The following is a 17,591-nucleotide window of genomic DNA, read 5'->3' as shown; positions in this document are numbered from 1 at the left end:
CCATATAGGATGCAAGGCCACGGCGGCACAAAAAATTTGATGCCGGGAGCTTGAAAGCCAGATTGGCAGGCCCCACCTAGCCGTTAACGCATTAAGGCGAGCCCCTCGCCAGTTTATTCAAAGTATTTGGAGATTCGTCAAATGGGTAAAATCATCGGTATTGACCTGGGTACTACCAACTCCTGCGTCGCTATTCTGGATGGCGACCATGCTCGCGTGATCGAGAACGCGGAAGGCGACCGTACTACTCCGTCCATCATTGCCTATGCCGATGACGGCGAAATCCTGGTTGGTCAGCCGGCCAAGCGTCAGGCCATCACCAACCCGAAGAACACCCTGTTCGCCATCAAGCGTCTGATCGGCCGTCGTTTCGAAGATGACGAAGTACAGCGTGACCTGAAAATCATGCCGTACGCCATCGCCAAGGCCGACAACGGTGACGCCTGGGTCGAGGTGAAGGGCAAGAAAATGGCACCGCCGCAGATCTCTGCCGAAGTGCTGAAAAAGATGAAAAAGACCGCCGAAGACTACCTGGGCGAGCCGGTAACCGAAGCAGTCATCACTGTTCCGGCCTACTTCAACGACGCCCAGCGTCAGGCCACCAAGGATGCCGGTCGCATCGCCGGTCTGGATGTAAAACGCATCATCAACGAACCGACTGCCGCGGCTTTCGCCTACGGCGTCAACAAGGTCAAGGGCGAGCGCAAGGTTGCCGTGTATGACTTAGGGGGCGGTACCTTCGATATCTCCATCATCGAGATCGACGAAGTGGAAGGCGAGACCACCTTCGAAGTACTGGCGACCAACGGTAACACCCACCTGGGCGGTGAAGACTTTGACAACCGCGTCATCAACTACCTGGTTGACGAGTTCAAGCGCGAGCAGGGCATCGACCTGCGCAACGACCAGCTGGCCCTGCAGCGTCTGAAAGATGCCGCCGAGAAGGCCAAGATCGAGCTCTCTTCCGCCCAGCAGACCGACGTCAACCTGCCGTACATCACTGCCGATGCCACCGGTCCGAAGCACATGAACATCAAGGTGACCCGCGCCAAGCTGGAATCCCTGGTGGAAGACATGGTGAAGGACTCTCTGGAGCCGGTTCGCGTCGCCCTGAAAGACTCCGGTCTGGCGGTTGGCGAGATCGACGACGTCATCCTGGTGGGTGGTCAGACCCGTATGCCGCTGGTTCAGAAGACAGTTGCCGAGTTCTTCGGCAAAGAGCCGCGCAAAGACGTCAACCCGGACGAAGCCGTGGCCATGGGTGCAGCCATCCAGGGTGCCGTGCTGTCCGGTGACAAGACCGACGTACTGCTGCTGGACGTTACCCCGCTCTCTCTGGGTATCGAAACCATGGGCAGCGTGATGACTGCGCTGATCGAGAAGAACACCACCATCCCGACCAAGAAGTCCCAGGTGTTCTCCACTGCCGAAGACAACCAGTCTGCCGTGACCATTCACGTGCTGCAGGGTGAGCGCAAGCGCGCCAGCGACAACAAGTCCCTGGGCCAGTTCAACCTGGAAGGCATCCGTCCGGCACCGCGTGGTCTGCCGCAGATCGAAGTGACCTTCGACATCGACGCCAACGGCATCCTGCACGTCTCCGCCAAAGACAAGGAGACCAACAAGGAGCAGAAGATCACCATCCAGGCCTCCTCTGGTCTGTCTGATGACGAGATCGAGCGCATGGTACGTGAAGCCGAAGCCAACGCGGCCGAGGACAAGAAGTTTGAAGAGCTGGTGCAGGCTCGCAACCAGGCTGATGGTCTGGTCCACTCCGTGCGCAAGCAGGTGACCGAAGCCGGTGAAGCTCTACCTGCCGACGACAAGACCAAGGTCGAAGCTGCACTGAGCGAGCTGGAAACCGCCATCAAGGGTGACGACAAGGCCGTTATCGAAGCCAAGCAGCAGGCACTGCTGGAAGCGTCCCAGAAACTGATGGAGATTGCCCAGCAGCAGGCTCAGGCGCAAGGCGCCGCCGGTGCTGATGCCGGTCAGTCCTCCTCTTCCGCCAAGGCTGACGACGACGTGGTCGACGCCGAGTTCGAAGAAGTGAAAGACGACAAGAAATAAGCCCGACCCAGATGGGCGAAGTCCGCTTCGCCCATCGGCTTGATTCTATGAATTTACGGGCGTTGGGTGACCAACGCCCGTCTGCGTAACTGCTGATATAGCAACAGGATAAGTATGTCGAAGCGCGATTTCTACGAAGTGCTGGGGGTATCGAAAGATGCCGACGAGCGCGAGATCAAGAAGGCGTACAAGCGTCTGGCCATGAAGTATCACCCTGACCGCAATCAGGGGGATGCCGGTGCCGAAGAGAAGTTCAAAGAGGTCAAGGAAGCTTACGAGATCCTGACCGATGCCAACCTGCGTGCCCGCTATGACCAGTACGGCCACGCCGGCGTGGATCAGAGCCAGGGTGGCGGTGGCCACGGTGGCTTTGGCGGTGGCGCCGATTTCGGCGACATCTTCGGCGACGTGTTTGGCGATATTTTCGGTGGCAGTCGTGGTGGTGGCCGTCGCGGCCCGGCCCGTGGTTCCGACCTGCGCTACACCATGGAGCTGACTCTGGAAGAGGCGGTACGCGGGGTCTCCAAGGAGATCAAGGTACCGACCCTGGTCCACTGTGAAGTGTGTAACGGCTCGGGAGCCCACACCGGCAGCTCTGCCCAGACCTGCCCGACCTGCCACGGCTCCGGCCAGGTTCAGATGCGTCAGGGCTTCTTCGCGGTGCAGCAACCCTGCCCCCACTGTCACGGCCGCGGCAAGATCATCAAGGATCCGTGCCGCAAGTGCCACGGCGAAGGTCGCTACCAGAAGACCAAGACCCTGTCGGTCAAGATCCCGGCTGGCGTCGACACTGGCGATCGCATCCGTCTCTCCGGCGAAGGGGAAGCGGGGGAGGCCGGCGCACCGGCGGGCGATCTGTATGTACAGGTGCACGTCAAGGAGCACGAGATCTTCGTGCGTGACGGCAACAACCTCTACTGCGAAGTGCCCATCAGCTTTACCGCGGCAGCCCTGGGTGGCGAGATCGAAGTGCCGACCCTGGATGGCCGGGTCAAGCTCAAGGTCACTCCTGAGACCCAGACCGGCAAGATGTTCCGCATGCGGGGCAAGGGCGTCAAGTCCGTGCGCTCCGGCCAGGTGGGGGATCTGATGTGCAAGGTGGTGGTGGAGACCCCGGTCAAGCTGACCGAGCAGCAAAAAGAGCTGCTGCGCCAGCTGGATGAATCTTTCAGCGGCGCCGCCGCCAAGACCCACAAGCCGAAATCGGAAGGCTTCTTCGAAGGGGTGAAACGCTTCTTCGACGATCTGACCAGCTGATCTTCGCGACCCTGATATCAAGAGCCGGCCCTGTGCCGGCTCTTTTTTTGCCCCAGCTTTAGCAAGATCCCCGCTTATTGAGTGGATCCCGATGAGGGATCTTCCTCACAACTTCCGCCAATTCCTGCTGTACGAATGTTATCCCGCTCACACTTGAGCTGAAACGGTTTAGCTGATGTATTGAGTTAGCTAAATTGGTTTAGCTATGCTCTCTTCGTCGATAACAACAGGCCCGACCGGGCGACAGATGACAGGTGAGGACGATGACGATGTGCAAGCACAAGTTGGCGCTGGCGGTAGCGCTGGGATTGGGGATGAGTAGCCCGCTGTGGGCGGCGGATGGCGGTATCGAGGCCCGTCTGGCGGCGCTGGAGGCACGGGTGCAGGCGGCCGAGGCGCGCGCCACCGCCGCCGAAGCGCGGGCCGACGAGGCCCAGAGCAAGGCAAACGAAGCCCGCGAGACGGCCGTGGTGGCCAAGGCCCAGAGCGAGAAGGTGGACAAGCAGACCGCCGGGGCCCAGGGCTTCGAGTTCCACGGCTATGCCCGCTCGGGCCTGCTGGTCAACGGCAATGGCAACGGCGGTCGCGGCGGCCCCTACATCACCCCGGCCGGCTCGGTGGGGGGCGCCGTGGGTCGCCTTGGCAACGAGGATGACACCTACATGGAGGCCAACCTGCTGAAGACCCAGACCTTCGCCGATGGCAGCTGGGCCCGCTACAAGCTGATGCTGGCGGACGGGGTGGAGACCAGCAACGACTGGACCGCCAGCGATTCCAGCCTCAACACCCGCCAGGTATTTGCCGAGATCGGCGATCTGGCGAGCTTCGACGGTCCCTTCAAGCATGCTGTGCTGTGGGCGGGCAAGCGCTTTGACCGGGACAACTTCGATATCCACTGGCTCGACTCGGACGTGGTGTTCCTGGCCGGCACCGGCGGTGGCGTCTACGACGTGCAGCTGGCCGACAGCTGGAAGGCGAACTTCTCCCTCTACGGACGCGACTACGGCGACATCAGCGCCAGCGGTCTCTCCGACATCGAGAGCTACATCCTCACCATGAACAACCGCGTCGGCAACTGGCAGTGGATGCTGAACGGCCTGTCTGCCAAGGACAACGAGGCGCGCATCAACGACGGTGGCGCCGGCAGCGAGGCGGCGAACAAGGGGGCACACACCCTGCTGGCCTACCACGCCGACAGCTTCTTTGGCATCAACCCCGGCTTCTCCAAGGCGGCCGTGCTGTATGGCCACGGCCTGGGTGCCGAACTCAAGGGGCTGGGTTCCGACAGCGAGCTGCTGGCGGACGCCGATGCGGTGCGGGTCGCCGTGTTTGGCGCCACCGATCTCGCACCCCGCTGGCGTATCGCCCCGGCTCTGCTGGCCGAGCAGAGCAAGGATCGTTACGTGAAGGGGGACGAGTACCGCTGGGTGACCCTCAATGGCCGGCTGGCCCAGGTGCTGAGCCAGAACGTCGAGCTGGTCTACGAGGCGACCTGGCAGTACATGGATCTCGATCCCAAGGGCTACAAGGGGCGTCAGGCAGTGAGCGGCGACTTCACCAAGCTCACCTTCGCCCCCACCTTCAAGGCGCAGACCGCTGGCTTCTTCGAGCGGCCCGAGTTGCGGGTATTCGCCACCTGGATGGATTGGTCCTCCGAGCTCGACAACTACGCCAGCACCGATGCCATGGGCCAGAGCAACTTCACCGCCGGCGGCGAGTGGAACTTTGGCGTGCAGATGGAAACCTGGTTTTAGTTCGTTATCCCGATCACAAAAATGGCAGCCGGCGTCGGGATCTGTTGGTTGGCTAAAACGGTTTAGCTGATAATGCCAGCCAACAAAACAGAGTCCGGGTTTGACAGTCGATCCGATGCAGCAGTGGAGTAGCAAGGTGACGAATCGTGTGTGGGTAATGGGGGATGCGGTGGTGGACTTGATCCCGGAAGGGGAGCAGCACTACCTCAGGTGTCCGGGCGGCGCGCCGGCCAACGTGGCGGTCGGGGTGGCCCGGCTTGGCGGGGAGTCGGCCTTTATCGGCCGGGTCGGCGCCGATCCCTTCGGCCGCTTCATGGCCGATACCCTGGCCAGCGAAGGAGTCGACACCCGTCACTTGATCCAGGATCCGGCTCATCGCACCAGCACGGTGCTGGTGGAGCTCGATGCCGAGGGCGAGCGCAGCTTCACCTTTATGGTGAGGCCCAGCGCGGATCAGTTCCTGACCCCCGCCGATCTGCCGGTCTTCCAGGCCGGGCAGTGGCTGCTGACCTGCTCCATCGCGCTCGCCAACGAACCGGTACGTGGCAGCTGCCTGCAAGCCATGGCGGCCATCAAGGCCGTCGGGGGGCGGGTCTGCTTCGATCCCAACCTGAGGCCCGAGGTGTGGGGCAACCCCGCCGAGATGCTGCCCGTGGTGCGCGAGGCCATCGCCCTCGCGGACGTGGTCAAGCTGTCGGTGGAGGAGCTGCAACTGCTAAGCGGTCTGGACGATCTGGCGATGGGGCTCGCCACCATTTCAGGCCCGGCCCTGGTGCTGGTGACCCGGGGGGCGGCCGGCGTGGTGGCTCGCCTCGGTGGCGAGCTGCTGGAGTGGGTGGGGCCCAAAGTGACTCCCATCGACACCACGGGGGCGGGGGACGCCTTCGTTGCCGGTCTGCTGAGCGCCCTGGCCGAACGGACCTCGCTGCCCGCTCTGGATGAGTTGCCTGCCATCCTGGCCCGGGCCCACGGCTGCGGGGCGCTGGCCACCACCGCCAAGGGGGCGATGACGGCGCTGCCGAGTCGCACCGAACTGGATACCTTTTTGCGATCGGGGGCAAGCGGCTGTTGATCCGCGGCTAGAACCGCGGGTCGACAGACCTTACTCTCATGTGACATGAGCCTGCCGACGGCGGGCCATAAGAGGAAGAATATGAATATCAGTGCGATAGCCAAGGATCTGGTGCCCCTGCTCGGGGGCAAGGAGAACATCGTCAGCGCCGCCCACTGCGCCACCCGGCTGCGGCTGGTGCTGGCGGACGACAGCAAGGTGAACAAGGCCGCCATCGACAAGCTGGAGGGGGTCAAGGGGTGCTTCAGCAACGCCGGCCAGATCCAGGTGATCTTCGGCACCGGCCTGGTCAACAAGGTCCATGCGGAGTTCGTGGCGCTGACCGGCGCCGGCACCGCCAGCAAGGCGGAGCTGACCGACCTGGCGGCGGCCAAGCTCAACGTGGCTCAACGCCTGGCGCGGACCCTCTCCAACATCTTCGTGCCCATCATTCCGGCCATCGTCGCCTCCGGCCTGCTGATGGGGCTGCTCGGCATGGTGCGCACCTATGGCTGGGTCAACGCCGACAGCGCGCTCTTCATCATGCTGGACATGTTCAGCTCGGCGGCCTTTGTCATCCTGCCGATCCTCATCGGCTTCACCGCGGCGCGCGAATTCGGCGGCAACCCCTATCTGGGGGCGACCCTCGGCGGCATTCTCACCCACCCGGCCCTGACCAACGCCTGGGGCGTGGCGGGGGGCTTCAAGACCATGGACTTCTTCGGGCTCGATGTCGCCATGATCGGCTATCAGGGCACTGTCTTCCCGGTGCTCTTGGCGGTCTGGTTCATGTCCCACCTGGAGAAACAGCTGAGAAGGCGCGTCCCCGATGCCCTGGATCTCATCCTCACCCCGTTTTTGACCGTCATCATCACCGGCTTCGTGGCGCTGCTTTTCATCGGCCCGGCAGGTCGGGTGCTGGGGGATGGCATCTCCTTCGGCCTGAGCGCCCTCTATGAGCAGGCCGGCTGGCTGGCGGGGCTGGTGTTCGGCGGCACCTATTCGCTCATCGTCATCACCGGTATCCACCACAGCTTCCACGCCATCGAGGCGGGCCTGCTGGCGAACCCGGCCATCGGCGTCAACTTCCTGCTGCCCATCTGGGCCATGGCCAACGTGGCCCAGGGCGGCGCTTGTCTCGCGGTCTACTTCAAGACCCGGGATGTGAAGATCAAGGCCATCACGGTGCCGGCGGCCATGTCCTGCCTGCTCGGCATCACGGAGGCGGCCATCTTCGGGGTCAACCTGCGTTACATCAAGCCCTTCCTGGCCGGCTTGTTCGGCGGAGCCTGCGGCGGTGCCTACGTGGTGGCGGCCAAGGTGGGCATGACGGCGGTGGGGCTGACCGGCATTCCGGGCATGGCCATCGTCCAGCCCATGAGCCTCATCCACTACGTCATCGGCCTGGTGATCGCCTTTGGCGCCGCCTTCGCCGCCTCCTACCTGCTCAAGTACAAGGTGGAGTGATGAAGGAAAGCCATCTCCTCAAACAGGTTGTCCGGTCGCTGCTGGCCGGACAGCTCAAGGCGGCGGCCGATCCCCATCGGCCCCGCTGGCATCTGGCAGCCCCGGTGGGGCTGCTCAACGACCCCAACGGCTTTATCGAGCACGGCGGGCGTTATCACCTCTTCTACCAGTGGAACCCGCTGGATTGTGCACACGCCAACAAGGGCTGGGGTCACGTCACCTCCACCGATCTGCTGCACTGGCAGCACGAGCTGCCGGCCCTGCTGCCCATCGAGCCCTACGAGCAGAGCGGCTGCTATTCGGGCTCGGCGGTGAGCGACGAGCAGGGGCGCCTGACTCTCATCTACACCGGCAACGTCAAATACCCGGACGGTAGCCGTACCGCCTACCAGTGTCTGGCCCGGGACGACGGTATGGGCGGCTTTGCGAAGCTGGGGCCGGTGCTGGACCTGCCCGCAGGCTACAGCGGCCACGTGCGCGACCCCAAGGTGTGGCACGACGGCCGGCAGTGGCTGATGGTGCTGGGGGCCCGCACCCTGGATGACAAGGGGGAAGTGCTGCTCTATCGCGGCGACGCGCTGGATGGTTGGACGCTGGTCGGCCCCATCGCCGGCAGCGGGCGCGGTGGGCTTGGGGAGTTCGGCTATATGTGGGAGTGCCCGGATCTGTTTGCTCTTGATGAGCGCCATGTGCTGATCAGTTGCCCTCAGGGCATAGACCCCCGAGGGGAGGATTATCGCAACCTCTACCAGTGCGGCTGGCTGGCGGGCCACTTCGACGGCACTCAGTTCGAGCACGGTGCCTTCCACGAGCTGGACCGAGGCTTCGAGTTTTACGCCCCCCAGACCACCCAGGACAGCCAGGGGCGGCGCCTGTTGTTTGCCTGGCTGGGGCTGCCGGAGGAGAACGAGATGAGCCAGCCCACCCTCGAGCATGGCTGGATCCACCAGATGAGCTGCCCGCGGGAGCTGTTCTGGCATGACGACTGGCTCTGCCAGCGGCCGGTGGCGGAAATCGCGGCCCTCAAGGGGGCTCCGACCCGCTTCGAGGGAGCGCCGGACGAGCTGCCTGCCCTGGCCATCGACTCGGCCTGGCTGGACCTGGCCTTGAGCGGGGAGGGACGCCTCGGGTTCGGCTCCGTGGCCGAGCTGGTGTGGCAGCCGGGGCACCTTGTCCTGCGCCGGCAGAACTGGCAGAGCGGGGAGTGGGAGGAGCGAGGCTGCCCCTGGCTGGGGGGCAAGATCACCGTCTTGTGCGATCGCTCCAGCCTGGAGTGTTTCGTGGATGGCGGTCGCCAGACCCTGTCGACCCGCTACTTCCCCGGTGAAAACCCAATACTTTCCGCACGTTGTGACGGTAACGACAGCAAAATTTGCCTCGATCACTGGCTGCTGGCGGCCTGCCTAGTACAATAGCCCGGTGTCAGTTTGCCGGGAGGTCAGGTGGAGAAGAAGAAACGGATCACGATTGCCCAGATAGCCACGCTCGCGGGGGTCTCCAAGGCCACCGCCAGCCTGGTGCTCAACGGCAAGAGTGCGGAGTACCGCATCGCCGACGACACTCGCAAGCGGATCCAGGCGGTGGCGGAAGAGTGCCACTACCAGCCGAGCATCCATGCCCGCTCCCTGCGGGCGGCGCGCAGTTACACCTGGGGACTGGTGATCCCCGACCTCACCAACTTCGGTTTCGCCAGCATTGCCCGGACCCTGGAGTCTCACTGCCGGGAGGCGGGGATCCAGCTGCTCATCGCCTGCTCCGAGGATGACCCCACCCTGGAGCAGCGGGTGGTGGACAACCTCATCAGCCGCCAGGTGGACGGCCTTATCGTCGCCTCCAGCGGCCACAGCGACGACATCTATGCTCGCATTCACGACCGTCTGCCGGTGGTGCAGCTCGACCGTCACATCGGCGAGTCGCGCCTGCCCATGGTGATCTCGGATGCCTGCAAGGCCACCGCCGAGCTGGTGCAGGACATGGCGGCCGGCTGCGGGGAGGAGATCTACTACTTCGGCGGCCTGCTGGATCTCTCCCCCAGCCGCCACCGGCTGGCGGGCTACGAGCTGGGGCTGCACCGCGCCGGGCTGGAGGCCACATCAGACCGGGTGCGCCACCGTGACTACCAGCCAAGCTCGGGTTATCAGTTGATGGCCGAGCTGGTGGCCGAGCTCGGGGCACCGCCCAAGGGGCTCTTCACCGCCTCCTTCACCCTGCTCGAGGGGGTGCTGCGCTACCTCAACGAGGCTGGGCTGATGGAGACAGGGATGCGGCTGTGCACCTTCGACGACCACGACCTGCTCGACTGCATCCCCATGCGCATCGACTCGGTGGCCCAGGATTGCCCGGCCCTGGCCCGCGCCGCCTTCGAACTGATGCAACAGCTGATTGCGGGCAATCCCCCCACCCAGACCGCCCAGGTCATCCCCCCCAGGGTGCGCTGGCGCAGCCGTCGCTAACCCGGAAAGATGAAAAAGCCCCGCCAGTGCGGGGCTTTTTGCTGTGGGGCGAGGGCTCGCCTCAATCCGTGGTACTGGCGCGCCAGAACACCTGCTTGATGTGAGGGTGGATGCCGAGCTTCACCATCAGGGCGTCCAGCTCGTCGCCATCGATGGAGGTGGCCAGCAGCACCGCGGATATCTCCAGATCCCGCTCGCCGAAGGGCTCGATGTCGAGCTCGCTCAACGGATAGTTGGCCTGCTCCAGCATCTCTTCCAGCCAGTGCAGCACCTCCTTCTGGTATTCGCGCTGGGTGAGGGCGGTCACCCGGTAGGTTACCTCGGTGTCTGTGTTGTCCACCGGACGGCGGTTGATCTGGTTCACCAGCGGGCGCAGCAGGGTGTTGGCGGCCAGCACGAACAGGGCGCCGAGGATCGCCTCCATGGCCAGCCCGGCCCCGCTGGCGGCACCGACCGCGGCCACTCCCCACAGGGTGGCGGCGGTGTTGATGCCGCGGATGTTGCCGGATTCGCGCATGATGACGCCGGCGCCGAGAAAACCGATGCCGGAGACGATGTAGGCCACCACGTGCACCACCCCGTAGGTGCCGCCGTGCAGGTCATAGATGCGCTGGGCCAGGTTGACGAACAGGGCCGCGCCCACCGCCACCAGCACATTGGTGCGCAGGCCCGCGGTACGCTGGCGGTACTGACGCTCCAGCCCCACCAGACTGCCGAGCACGAAGGCGAGCAGCAGGCTGGCCAGGGTGTCGAGCAGGGAAATCATGTCCAATTGTTGCCACATTCTCATGGCGTACTCCTTCTGTTGCAGATGGCCTTCCTGAAGGCGGGCGAGGATTCCCTTGCCTGATCCCCGTGCGTGAAGGCCATCACCTCATCGAAAAAACGCACGGAAAGCCCGGCCATGCTGGATGGCGGGCTGGGCTGCGAAACGGATTGAAAGGGGCCAGCGTGGCTGGCCCCGGTTATGGCTTGCTCAATTGAGCGCCGGTTCAGGGTCGCGGCGCGGATGCAGCTCCCAGCGGACCGGGTGATGTACCCCCACCTGGTGCACGAACTGCACCAGATAGCGCCGCTGGGGCGGGGTGCAGTGCAGATTGAGCACCAGCTCCCGCCCGCCGCTGCGACCGGGTCGCAGGGACTGCAAGGGGTGCAGGCCCGCCGGTTGCAGGGTGTGGTTCACCAGATCCAGCACCTGCTCCATGTCGGCCCGATCCTCGCAACGGATCTGCAACCGGTAGTGGTGCTGGCGCTCCTTGCCACGCAGCCAGAGCGGCAACAGGCCGCGACCCAGTCTGCTCAGCAGGGGGTGAGTCCGGTTGGTTACGGACAGGGTTGAAATAAAACGCATAGCAGCCTCCTTGTGGGAAGCAGAAACTATGCAGGCATGGCGGCCATGGCTTTTGGCCAATGGTCACCAGACGTCAAGTGTAAAAAGAGAAGAGGGGAGTGGATTTCCGCTTCTCGCAGGGCTGCGAGCATGCGGCAGAGGATGACCTGCGGCTAGCTCGCGACCCGGGTACCGACGACGAGGGTCGGTCTACAACTGTCACTTGATGAGTTGCCCACTGATGGTCTCCGCTGTTGATGGACGGCCTGATGGTACTCATCCAGAGCGGTGGGGTAAAGCCTCATCGCCCATTTAGCAACATTTAGATACAAGTTCGTCAATAGTCGGGGCCGGCTGGCTACCTCCGTGGCCATAGGAGGGCGGCGAGATGCCCCGCCCCCCTCATTCCGCCCCAGATGGCAGGTTTTTCTCTACCTTGGCGCGCCGCTATTTCAACCCCAGCCGTTTGAGGATCATTGCGGCTGGGCAGAAGCCGGTGAAGGCGCTCTGGATCAGGTTGACCCCGACAAAGACGCTCAGCCAGACAAAGCCCGGGTGCACCCAGGCGGTGAGCAGCAGCGACAGCAACAACATGCAGCCCGCGACCACTCTTACTCCATTTTCTACTGTCATGACCTTCTCCTTAGTTAATTTAGATATTGCTAATTTAGTGTCGCTTTATACAATAGAACCAAATATCAGTAATTGCTAATTTACTCCCATGAGCCAATTCGACGAGATGAACAGACACGCGACGGCCGCCGCCTCCCTGCTCAAGGCGCTGGCTCATCCCGAACGCCTGATGGTGCTCTGTCAGCTGGTGGAGGGGGAGAAGGGAGTCGGGGAGCTGCTGGCCCGCAGCCAGCTCGGCCAGTCGGCCTTCTCCCAGCAACTGTCGGTATTGAAGCGCCAGGGTCTTGTCCGCTCGCGCAAGGTCTCCCAGCAGATCTACTACTCGCTGGTGAGCGAGGCGGCCGCCGATGTGCTGGCGGCGTTGCAAACCCATTTTTGTCACTCAGAAAATAAGGAATCTTGATGATGGAAAGCCAATGGCTGCTCTCCCTGGGGGGCGGCATGCTGGTGGGGCTCGCGGCCCTGATCCTGATGCTGTGCAACGGCCGGGTGGCCGGGATCAGCGGCATTCTGGCCGGTGCGCTGCAACACAGGGCGCCGTGGCGACTGCTCTTCCTGCTGGGGTTGGGAGCGGGAGCCTGGTTGGCACTGACGCTGGGTTGGGCCAGCATGCCTGCATTCACCGCGCTGCCCGCCTGGCCGCTGGTGCTGCTGGCCGGTCTGCTGGTGGGCATCGGCACGCGTTTTGGCAATGGCTGTACCAGCGGCCACGGCATCTGCGGCATGGGGCGGCTCTCCGTGCGCTCCATAGTGGCGACCCTCACCTTCATGGCAACCGGTGTGCTGACCGTGTTTCTGACTCATCATCTCTTCTAGGAGGCTATTGCGATGACCTTGTTGACAAGTCTGCTCGCCGGTTTGCTGTTTGGTCTGGGTCTGGCCATCTCAGGCATGATAGACCCCGCCAGGGTCACCGGTTTTCTCGATCTGGCCGGCGCCTGGGATCCCAGCCTGGGGTTCGTGATGGGGGGCGCCCTGCTGGTCTTCATGCCGGGTTATTTCTTGCTGGTGAAGCCGCGGCGCCTGAGCCTGCTGGGAGAGCCCATGGCTGTGGTGCCAGCCCCCAAGCTGGATCGCCGCCTCATCGGGGGATCTGCCCTGTTCGGCATAGGTTGGGGATTGGTGGGGATCTGCCCTGGGCCTGCCTTGAGTCTCATTTCCAGTGGCCAGCCCATGATATTGTTGTTCGTAGCCGCCATGGTGGCCGGGATCTTGCTGGTTGATCGGGTCCTGGTGAAGGTGCGGGAGAAGCGCTGCCACGCCCGCTCCGCCTGAATGGATTGCCCCCGCTGCCGGGGAAGGAGAACTATCATGGAACCGATCCGCTTGCCGGGGGCCATTCTGCTGGCCGTGGCATCTGCACTTGTCTCTCCCATGACGCTGTCGACGGCATGGTCTGCCGAGACGAATGGCGAGGCGGCCCTGACACTGGCTCCCCGTCAGGTGACCGACTGGCTCACCCTGGATGGCACTGTCAGCGCCATCCATCAGGGGACGGTGGCGGCCCAGACTGGCGGTCGGGTCTCCCGCATGCTGGTGGATGTGAACGATGAGGTGGTGGCCGGACAGCCCCTGCTCGAGATCAGCGGCAAGGAGCAGTTTGCCGCCGTGACCGGCGCCGAGGCGCGACTGGCCCGGGCCCAGGCCCAGCAGGTGGAAGCCGAGCGCCAGCTCGCCCGCTTCCAGGCGCTGATAGCCAAGGGGGTGATCACCCGCGCCCAGCTCGACAGCGCCCTGGCGAGCGACAGATCTGCCCGCGCCGAGGTGAACGCCGCCGAGGCTGCCCTCACCCAGGCCCGGGAGGCCTACGGCTATACCCGTATCCTCGCCCCCTACGCCGGGGTCGTCACCAAGCGACTGGTGGAGCTGGGGGAGACGGTGGCCCCAGGGACGCCGCTGCTCTCCGGCTTTTCCCTTGATGCCCTGCGGGTGGAGGTGGAGCTGCCCCAGTCCGCGCTAGCCCTCGCCGGCCAGCCGTCGGATGCACAGGTGCTGCTGCCGGATGGCAAGGCCGTTACCCCCCTCAAACTGACCCGCTTCAACTATGCCGACAGCCAGAGCCACGCCTTTCGGCTGCGCCTCGACCTGCCGCCGAGCACGGCAGGGGTGCTGCCCGGCATGTGGCTCAAGGTGCAGCTCAAACAGGGCGAACGTCAGCTGCTGCAGGTGCCGGAGCAGGCCCTGCTCAGGCAGGGTGAGTTCAGCGGTCTCTACCTGAAGGAGGGAGAGCGCTGGGTGCTGACGCCGGTGCGGGTCGGCCATTGCCAGGCAGGGCAGTGCGAGATCCTGGCGGGCGTCCAGAGCGGCGATCGGGTGGCACCGGATGGCTGGGCGCGCCAGCAGGCGGTGGCCCATGAGTAACGACGCTCACGACAGCAAGAACAAACTGGGGCCAGCCGGCCGGTTGGCGGCCCTGTTTCAGGGCTCGGCCATCACCCCGTTGCTGGCGCTGGTGGGGCTCTTGCTCGGCCTCTTTGCGGTGCTGGTGACCCCCAAGGAGGAGGAGCCGCAGATCGATGTCACCTTCGCCGACGTCTATATCCCCTTTCCGGGGGCCAGCCCGGCGGAGGTCGAATCCCTCGTCACCACTCCCGCCGAACAGGTTATTTCCCAGATCAAGGGGATAGACACCCTCTACTCCTTCTCTCGCCCGGACGGCGCCCTGCTGGTGGTGGTGTTCAAGGTGGGGGTGAGCCGCGAGCAGGCCATCGTCGATCTCAACAACCAGCTCGACTCGAACCGGGACTGGCTGCCCCAGGGGCTTGGCGTCGGCCAGCCCCTGGTCAAACCCAGGGGGATCGACGATGTGCCCATCGTCAGCCTGACGCTCTGGAGCAAGCAGCTGGGGGCCGCCGAGCTGACCCGGGTCGCCCACGAGCTGGAGACCGAGCTCAAGCGCCTGCCCGGCACCCGCGATATCTACAGCCTGGGCGGCCAGCGCGCCGTGCTGCGGGTGATGCCGGATCCGGCCGCCCTCAGTGCCCATGGCATCAGCTGGGGGGAACTCAACCAGCGTCTTGCCGCCGCCAACCAGGTGGGTAGCGAGCAGGCCGTGGTGCAGGACAACCGGGAGATCAAGGTGCAGGTGGGCCAGTTCCTGCAGAGCGAGCAGGAGGCCCGCGAGCTGGTGGTGGGCCTGCACGATGGCAAGCCGGTCTACCTCGGCGAGGTGGCCCAGGTGGCGCTTGGGGAGGAGACCCCGACCCAGCGCAGCTGGATGGGGCAGGGTGAGCAGAGCTATCCGGCGGTGACCCTGGCCATCGGCAAGCAGCCGGGGCAGAACGCAGTGGAGGTGGCCAAGCGGGTGGAGGCCCGGGTCGAGAGTCTCAAGAACCGGCTCATCCCGGCCGGCGTCGAGGTGACGGTGACCCGTGACTATGGCGTCACCGCCGAAACCAAATCCAACACCCTCATCGGCAAGCTCATCTTCGCCACCACCGCGGTGGTGCTGCTGGTGCTGGTGAGCATGGGCTGGCGCGAGGCGCTGGTGGTGGGCATCGCCATCGTCATCACCCTGGCACTGACCCTCTTTGCCAGCTGGGCGTGGGGCTTTACCCTCAACCGGGTGTCCCTCTTTGCCCTTATCTTCTCCATCGGCATCCTGGTGGATGACGCCATAGTCGTGGTGGAGAACATCCACCGCCATCGCGGCCTTGGCAAGGGCTCCCTCAGGGACCTTATTCCGGGCGCGGTGGACGAAGTGGGGGAGCCGACCATTCTCGCCACCCTGACCGTGATCGCGGCCCTGTTGCCGATGGCCTTTGTCAGCGGCCTGATGGGCCCCTATATGAGCCCCATCCCCATCAATGCCAGCATGGGGATGCTCATCTCCCTGCTGGTGGCCTTTATCTTCTCCCCCTGGCTGGCGGGCCATCTGCTCAAGAGCGAGGGGCATGTCGCCCACGGCGAGGCCAGGGCCGGCCTCTTCCAGCGACTGATGACCCCCTTCCTGATTGGCGCTGGCGCCAGGAGCGCGAGACGCAAGCTCTGGCTCGCCATCCTGCTGCTGGTGGCAGGCGCCGCCGCCATGCCCATGGTGCAGTGGGTGGTGCTCAAGATGCTCCCCTTCGACAACAAGTCGGAATTCCAGCTGGTGCTCGACATGCCGGAGGGGGCGACCCTGGAACAGACCGAGCGCACCCTGCTGGCGGTGGGGCGCGAGCTTGCCAGGGTGCCCGAGGTGAAGGATTACCAGATTTACGCCGGCAGCGCCGCCCCCATCAATTTCAATGGCCTGGTGCGCCACTACTTTATCCGCAGCGGCGCCAACGTGGGGGATATCCAGGTCAATCTGGTAGACAAACACGATCGCCATCGCAGCAGCCACCAGATTGCCCAGTCGGTGCGCGCCCCCTTGCAGGCCTTCGCATCCGCAGCCGGCGGCAACCTGAAAGTCGTGGAGGTGCCACCAGGCCCGCCGGTCTGGTCACCCATAGTCGCGGAAGTGTATGGCCCGACGCCAGCTGCCCGTGAAGCGGCGGCCCGCGCCGTAGAGGCCCGCTTCGTGGCCACGGCGGATCTGGTGGATGTGGACATCTATCTGACCGACCCCCAGCCCAAGTGGCGGCTGGTGGTGGATCGCAGCAAGGCGGCCCGCTTCGGGGTCGATCTCGGCGATCTGGTGGCGACCCTCAACGGCGGCGTGGGCTATCAGGATGCCAGCTGGCTGCATGCTCAGGGCGCCAAGTACCCGGTACCGATCCGTGTCGAGCTCGCCCCCGGCGACAAGCGGGATCTGGCCGGCATCCTGGCGCTCAAGGTGCGCAGCCAGAGCGGCCAGCTCATCCGGGTCTCCGAGCTGGTGAGCCGGCGCGACGAGCTGGCCCCTTCCTACCTCATGCACAAGAACATGCGGCCCATGGTGATGGTGGTAGCCGACATGGGGGGCCATGCCGACAGCCCGCTCTACGGCATGTTTGCCGCCGGAGCCGATATCGACCTGCCCCAGTATTACGTGCAGCAGCCGGATAAATTGGGGGAGGTGGCGCTGTTGTGGGACGGGGAGTGGAAGATAACCTACGAGACCTTCCGCGACATGGGGCTGGCCTATGGGGTGGGGATGATCCTCATCTACCTGCTGGTGGTGGCCCAGTTCCGCTCCTATCTGGTGCCGCTTATCATCATGGCCCCTATCCCGCTCACCCTGATCGGGGTGATGCCGGGCCACGCCCTGCTGGGGGCCCAGTTCACCGCCACCTCGATGATCGGCATGATAGCCCTGGCCGGGATCATAGTGCGCAACAGCATACTGCTGGTGGATTTCATCGAGCAGCAGCGCAGCGCCGGCATGGCGTTCGAGCAGGCGGTGATCGGCGCCGCTCAGGTGCGGGCCAAACCCATCCTGCTGACGGCGCTGGCGGCCATGATCGGTGCCCTGTTCATCCTCGATGACCCCATCTTCAACGGCCTGGCCATCAGCCTGATCTTCGGCATTCTGGTCTCCACCCTGCTCACCCTGGTGGTGATACCGCTGCTCTACTACAGCCTGATGTCGCGCCGGGCGGAGGGGGGCGCGGCAGATGTGCCGGGCGCACAATGACAGAAGGGCCACCCGGGTGGCCCTTCTCGTTTCACAC

The 17,591-nt window shown here is 64.3% G+C and carries 15 protein-coding genes; 12 read left to right on the top strand and 3 right to left on the bottom strand.

The window, feature by feature from the left end:
- Window positions 1–141: 141 nt before the first annotated feature.
- The 7 genes from dnaK to ACB033_RS05795 all read left to right on the top strand — a co-directional run bounded on the left by dnaK (window position 142) and on the right by ACB033_RS05795 (window position 10,052).
- A complete protein-coding gene (gene dnaK / locus ACB033_RS05825) occupies window positions 142–2,070 on the top strand; it encodes a molecular chaperone DnaK (RefSeq protein ID WP_005303009.1) in 1,929 nt (642 codons plus the stop codon).
- Between the two features lie 114 nt (window positions 2,071–2,184).
- Window positions 2,185–3,327 (top strand): molecular chaperone DnaJ, encoded by a 1,143-nt coding sequence (gene dnaJ, locus ACB033_RS05820; RefSeq protein WP_005303007.1) that lies wholly within the window; start codon window positions 2,185–2,187, stop codon window positions 3,325–3,327.
- Between the two features lie 263 nt (window positions 3,328–3,590).
- Window positions 3,591–5,081 (top strand): carbohydrate porin, encoded by a 1,491-nt coding sequence (locus tag ACB033_RS05815; protein WP_139725925.1) that lies wholly within the window; start codon window positions 3,591–3,593, stop codon window positions 5,079–5,081.
- Between the two features lie 115 nt (window positions 5,082–5,196).
- Complete coding sequence (locus ACB033_RS05810) at window positions 5,197–6,153, top strand: aminoimidazole riboside kinase (RefSeq protein WP_139725963.1); 957 nt, start codon at window positions 5,197–5,199, stop codon at window positions 6,151–6,153.
- A gap of 81 nt (window positions 6,154–6,234) precedes the next feature.
- The gene (locus tag ACB033_RS05805; RefSeq protein WP_005303002.1) at window positions 6,235–7,599 is read left to right on the top strand and encodes a sucrose-specific PTS transporter subunit IIBC; all 1,365 of its coding nucleotides are present in this window, start codon (window positions 6,235–6,237) and stop codon (window positions 7,597–7,599) included.
- A complete protein-coding gene (locus tag ACB033_RS05800; RefSeq protein WP_139725923.1) occupies window positions 7,599–9,014 on the top strand; it encodes a sucrose-6-phosphate hydrolase in 1,416 nt (471 codons plus the stop codon). The genes ACB033_RS05805 and ACB033_RS05800 overlap by 1 nt, the downstream gene beginning before the upstream one ends.
- Before the next feature lie 27 nt (window positions 9,015–9,041).
- Window positions 9,042–10,052 carry a substrate-binding domain-containing protein gene (locus ACB033_RS05795; RefSeq protein ID WP_017783220.1) on the top strand — a complete coding sequence of 337 codons (1,011 nt, stop codon included), beginning with the start codon at window positions 9,042–9,044 and terminating at the stop codon, window positions 10,050–10,052.
- 61 nt (window positions 10,053–10,113) lie between these two features.
- On the opposite strand, the gene ACB033_RS05790 is transcribed toward ACB033_RS05795, so the two are convergent.
- From ACB033_RS05790 to ACB033_RS05780, 3 genes are all read right to left on the bottom strand, one after another.
- Complete coding sequence (locus tag ACB033_RS05790; protein WP_005302996.1) at window positions 10,114–10,842, bottom strand: MgtC/SapB family protein; 729 nt, start codon at window positions 10,840–10,842, stop codon at window positions 10,114–10,116.
- A gap of 186 nt (window positions 10,843–11,028) precedes the next feature.
- Window positions 11,029–11,403, bottom strand: coding sequence for a hypothetical protein (locus ACB033_RS05785; protein WP_005302994.1), 375 nt, complete (start codon window positions 11,401–11,403; stop codon window positions 11,029–11,031).
- Window positions 11,404–11,829: 426 nt separating this feature from the next.
- Window positions 11,830–12,015: a DUF2892 domain-containing protein gene (locus ACB033_RS05780; RefSeq protein WP_005302992.1), complete on the bottom strand. Its 186-nt coding sequence runs from the start codon at window positions 12,013–12,015 to the stop codon at window positions 11,830–11,832.
- 88 nt (window positions 12,016–12,103) lie between these two features.
- Between ACB033_RS05780 and ACB033_RS05775 the strand changes: the two genes are divergently transcribed.
- Genes ACB033_RS05775 through ACB033_RS05755 form a run of 5 tightly spaced genes read left to right on the top strand, consistent with a single transcriptional unit; the run spans window position 12,104 to window position 17,554 of the window.
- A complete protein-coding gene (locus ACB033_RS05775) occupies window positions 12,104–12,418 on the top strand; it encodes a helix-turn-helix transcriptional regulator (protein WP_010633372.1) in 315 nt (104 codons plus the stop codon).
- The gene (locus ACB033_RS05770; RefSeq protein ID WP_010633373.1) at window positions 12,418–12,831 is read left to right on the top strand and encodes a YeeE/YedE family protein; all 414 of its coding nucleotides are present in this window, start codon (window positions 12,418–12,420) and stop codon (window positions 12,829–12,831) included. Before ACB033_RS05775 ends, ACB033_RS05770 begins: the two co-directional genes overlap by 1 nt.
- Before the next feature lie 12 nt (window positions 12,832–12,843).
- On the top strand, window positions 12,844–13,290 hold the full coding sequence (locus ACB033_RS05765) for a YeeE/YedE family protein (RefSeq protein WP_017765698.1): 447 nt from the start codon (window positions 12,844–12,846) through the stop codon (window positions 13,288–13,290).
- Between the two features lie 36 nt (window positions 13,291–13,326).
- Entirely contained in the window at window positions 13,327–14,376 is a 1,050-nt protein-coding gene (locus ACB033_RS05760) for an efflux RND transporter periplasmic adaptor subunit (RefSeq protein WP_371140396.1), read from the top strand.
- A complete protein-coding gene (locus ACB033_RS05755) occupies window positions 14,369–17,554 on the top strand; it encodes an efflux RND transporter permease subunit (RefSeq protein ID WP_139725922.1) in 3,186 nt (1,061 codons plus the stop codon). Before ACB033_RS05760 ends, ACB033_RS05755 begins: the two co-directional genes overlap by 8 nt.
- Window positions 17,555–17,591 lie beyond the last annotated feature (37 nt).

Source organism: Aeromonas sp. S15(2024) (assembly GCF_041402265.1).
GTDB classification, from domain to species: Bacteria; Pseudomonadota; Gammaproteobacteria; order Enterobacterales; family Aeromonadaceae; genus Aeromonas; species Aeromonas dhakensis.
Note: the sequence above shows the minus strand (reverse complement) of the source record. Positions and strands in the feature narration are given on the sequence as shown.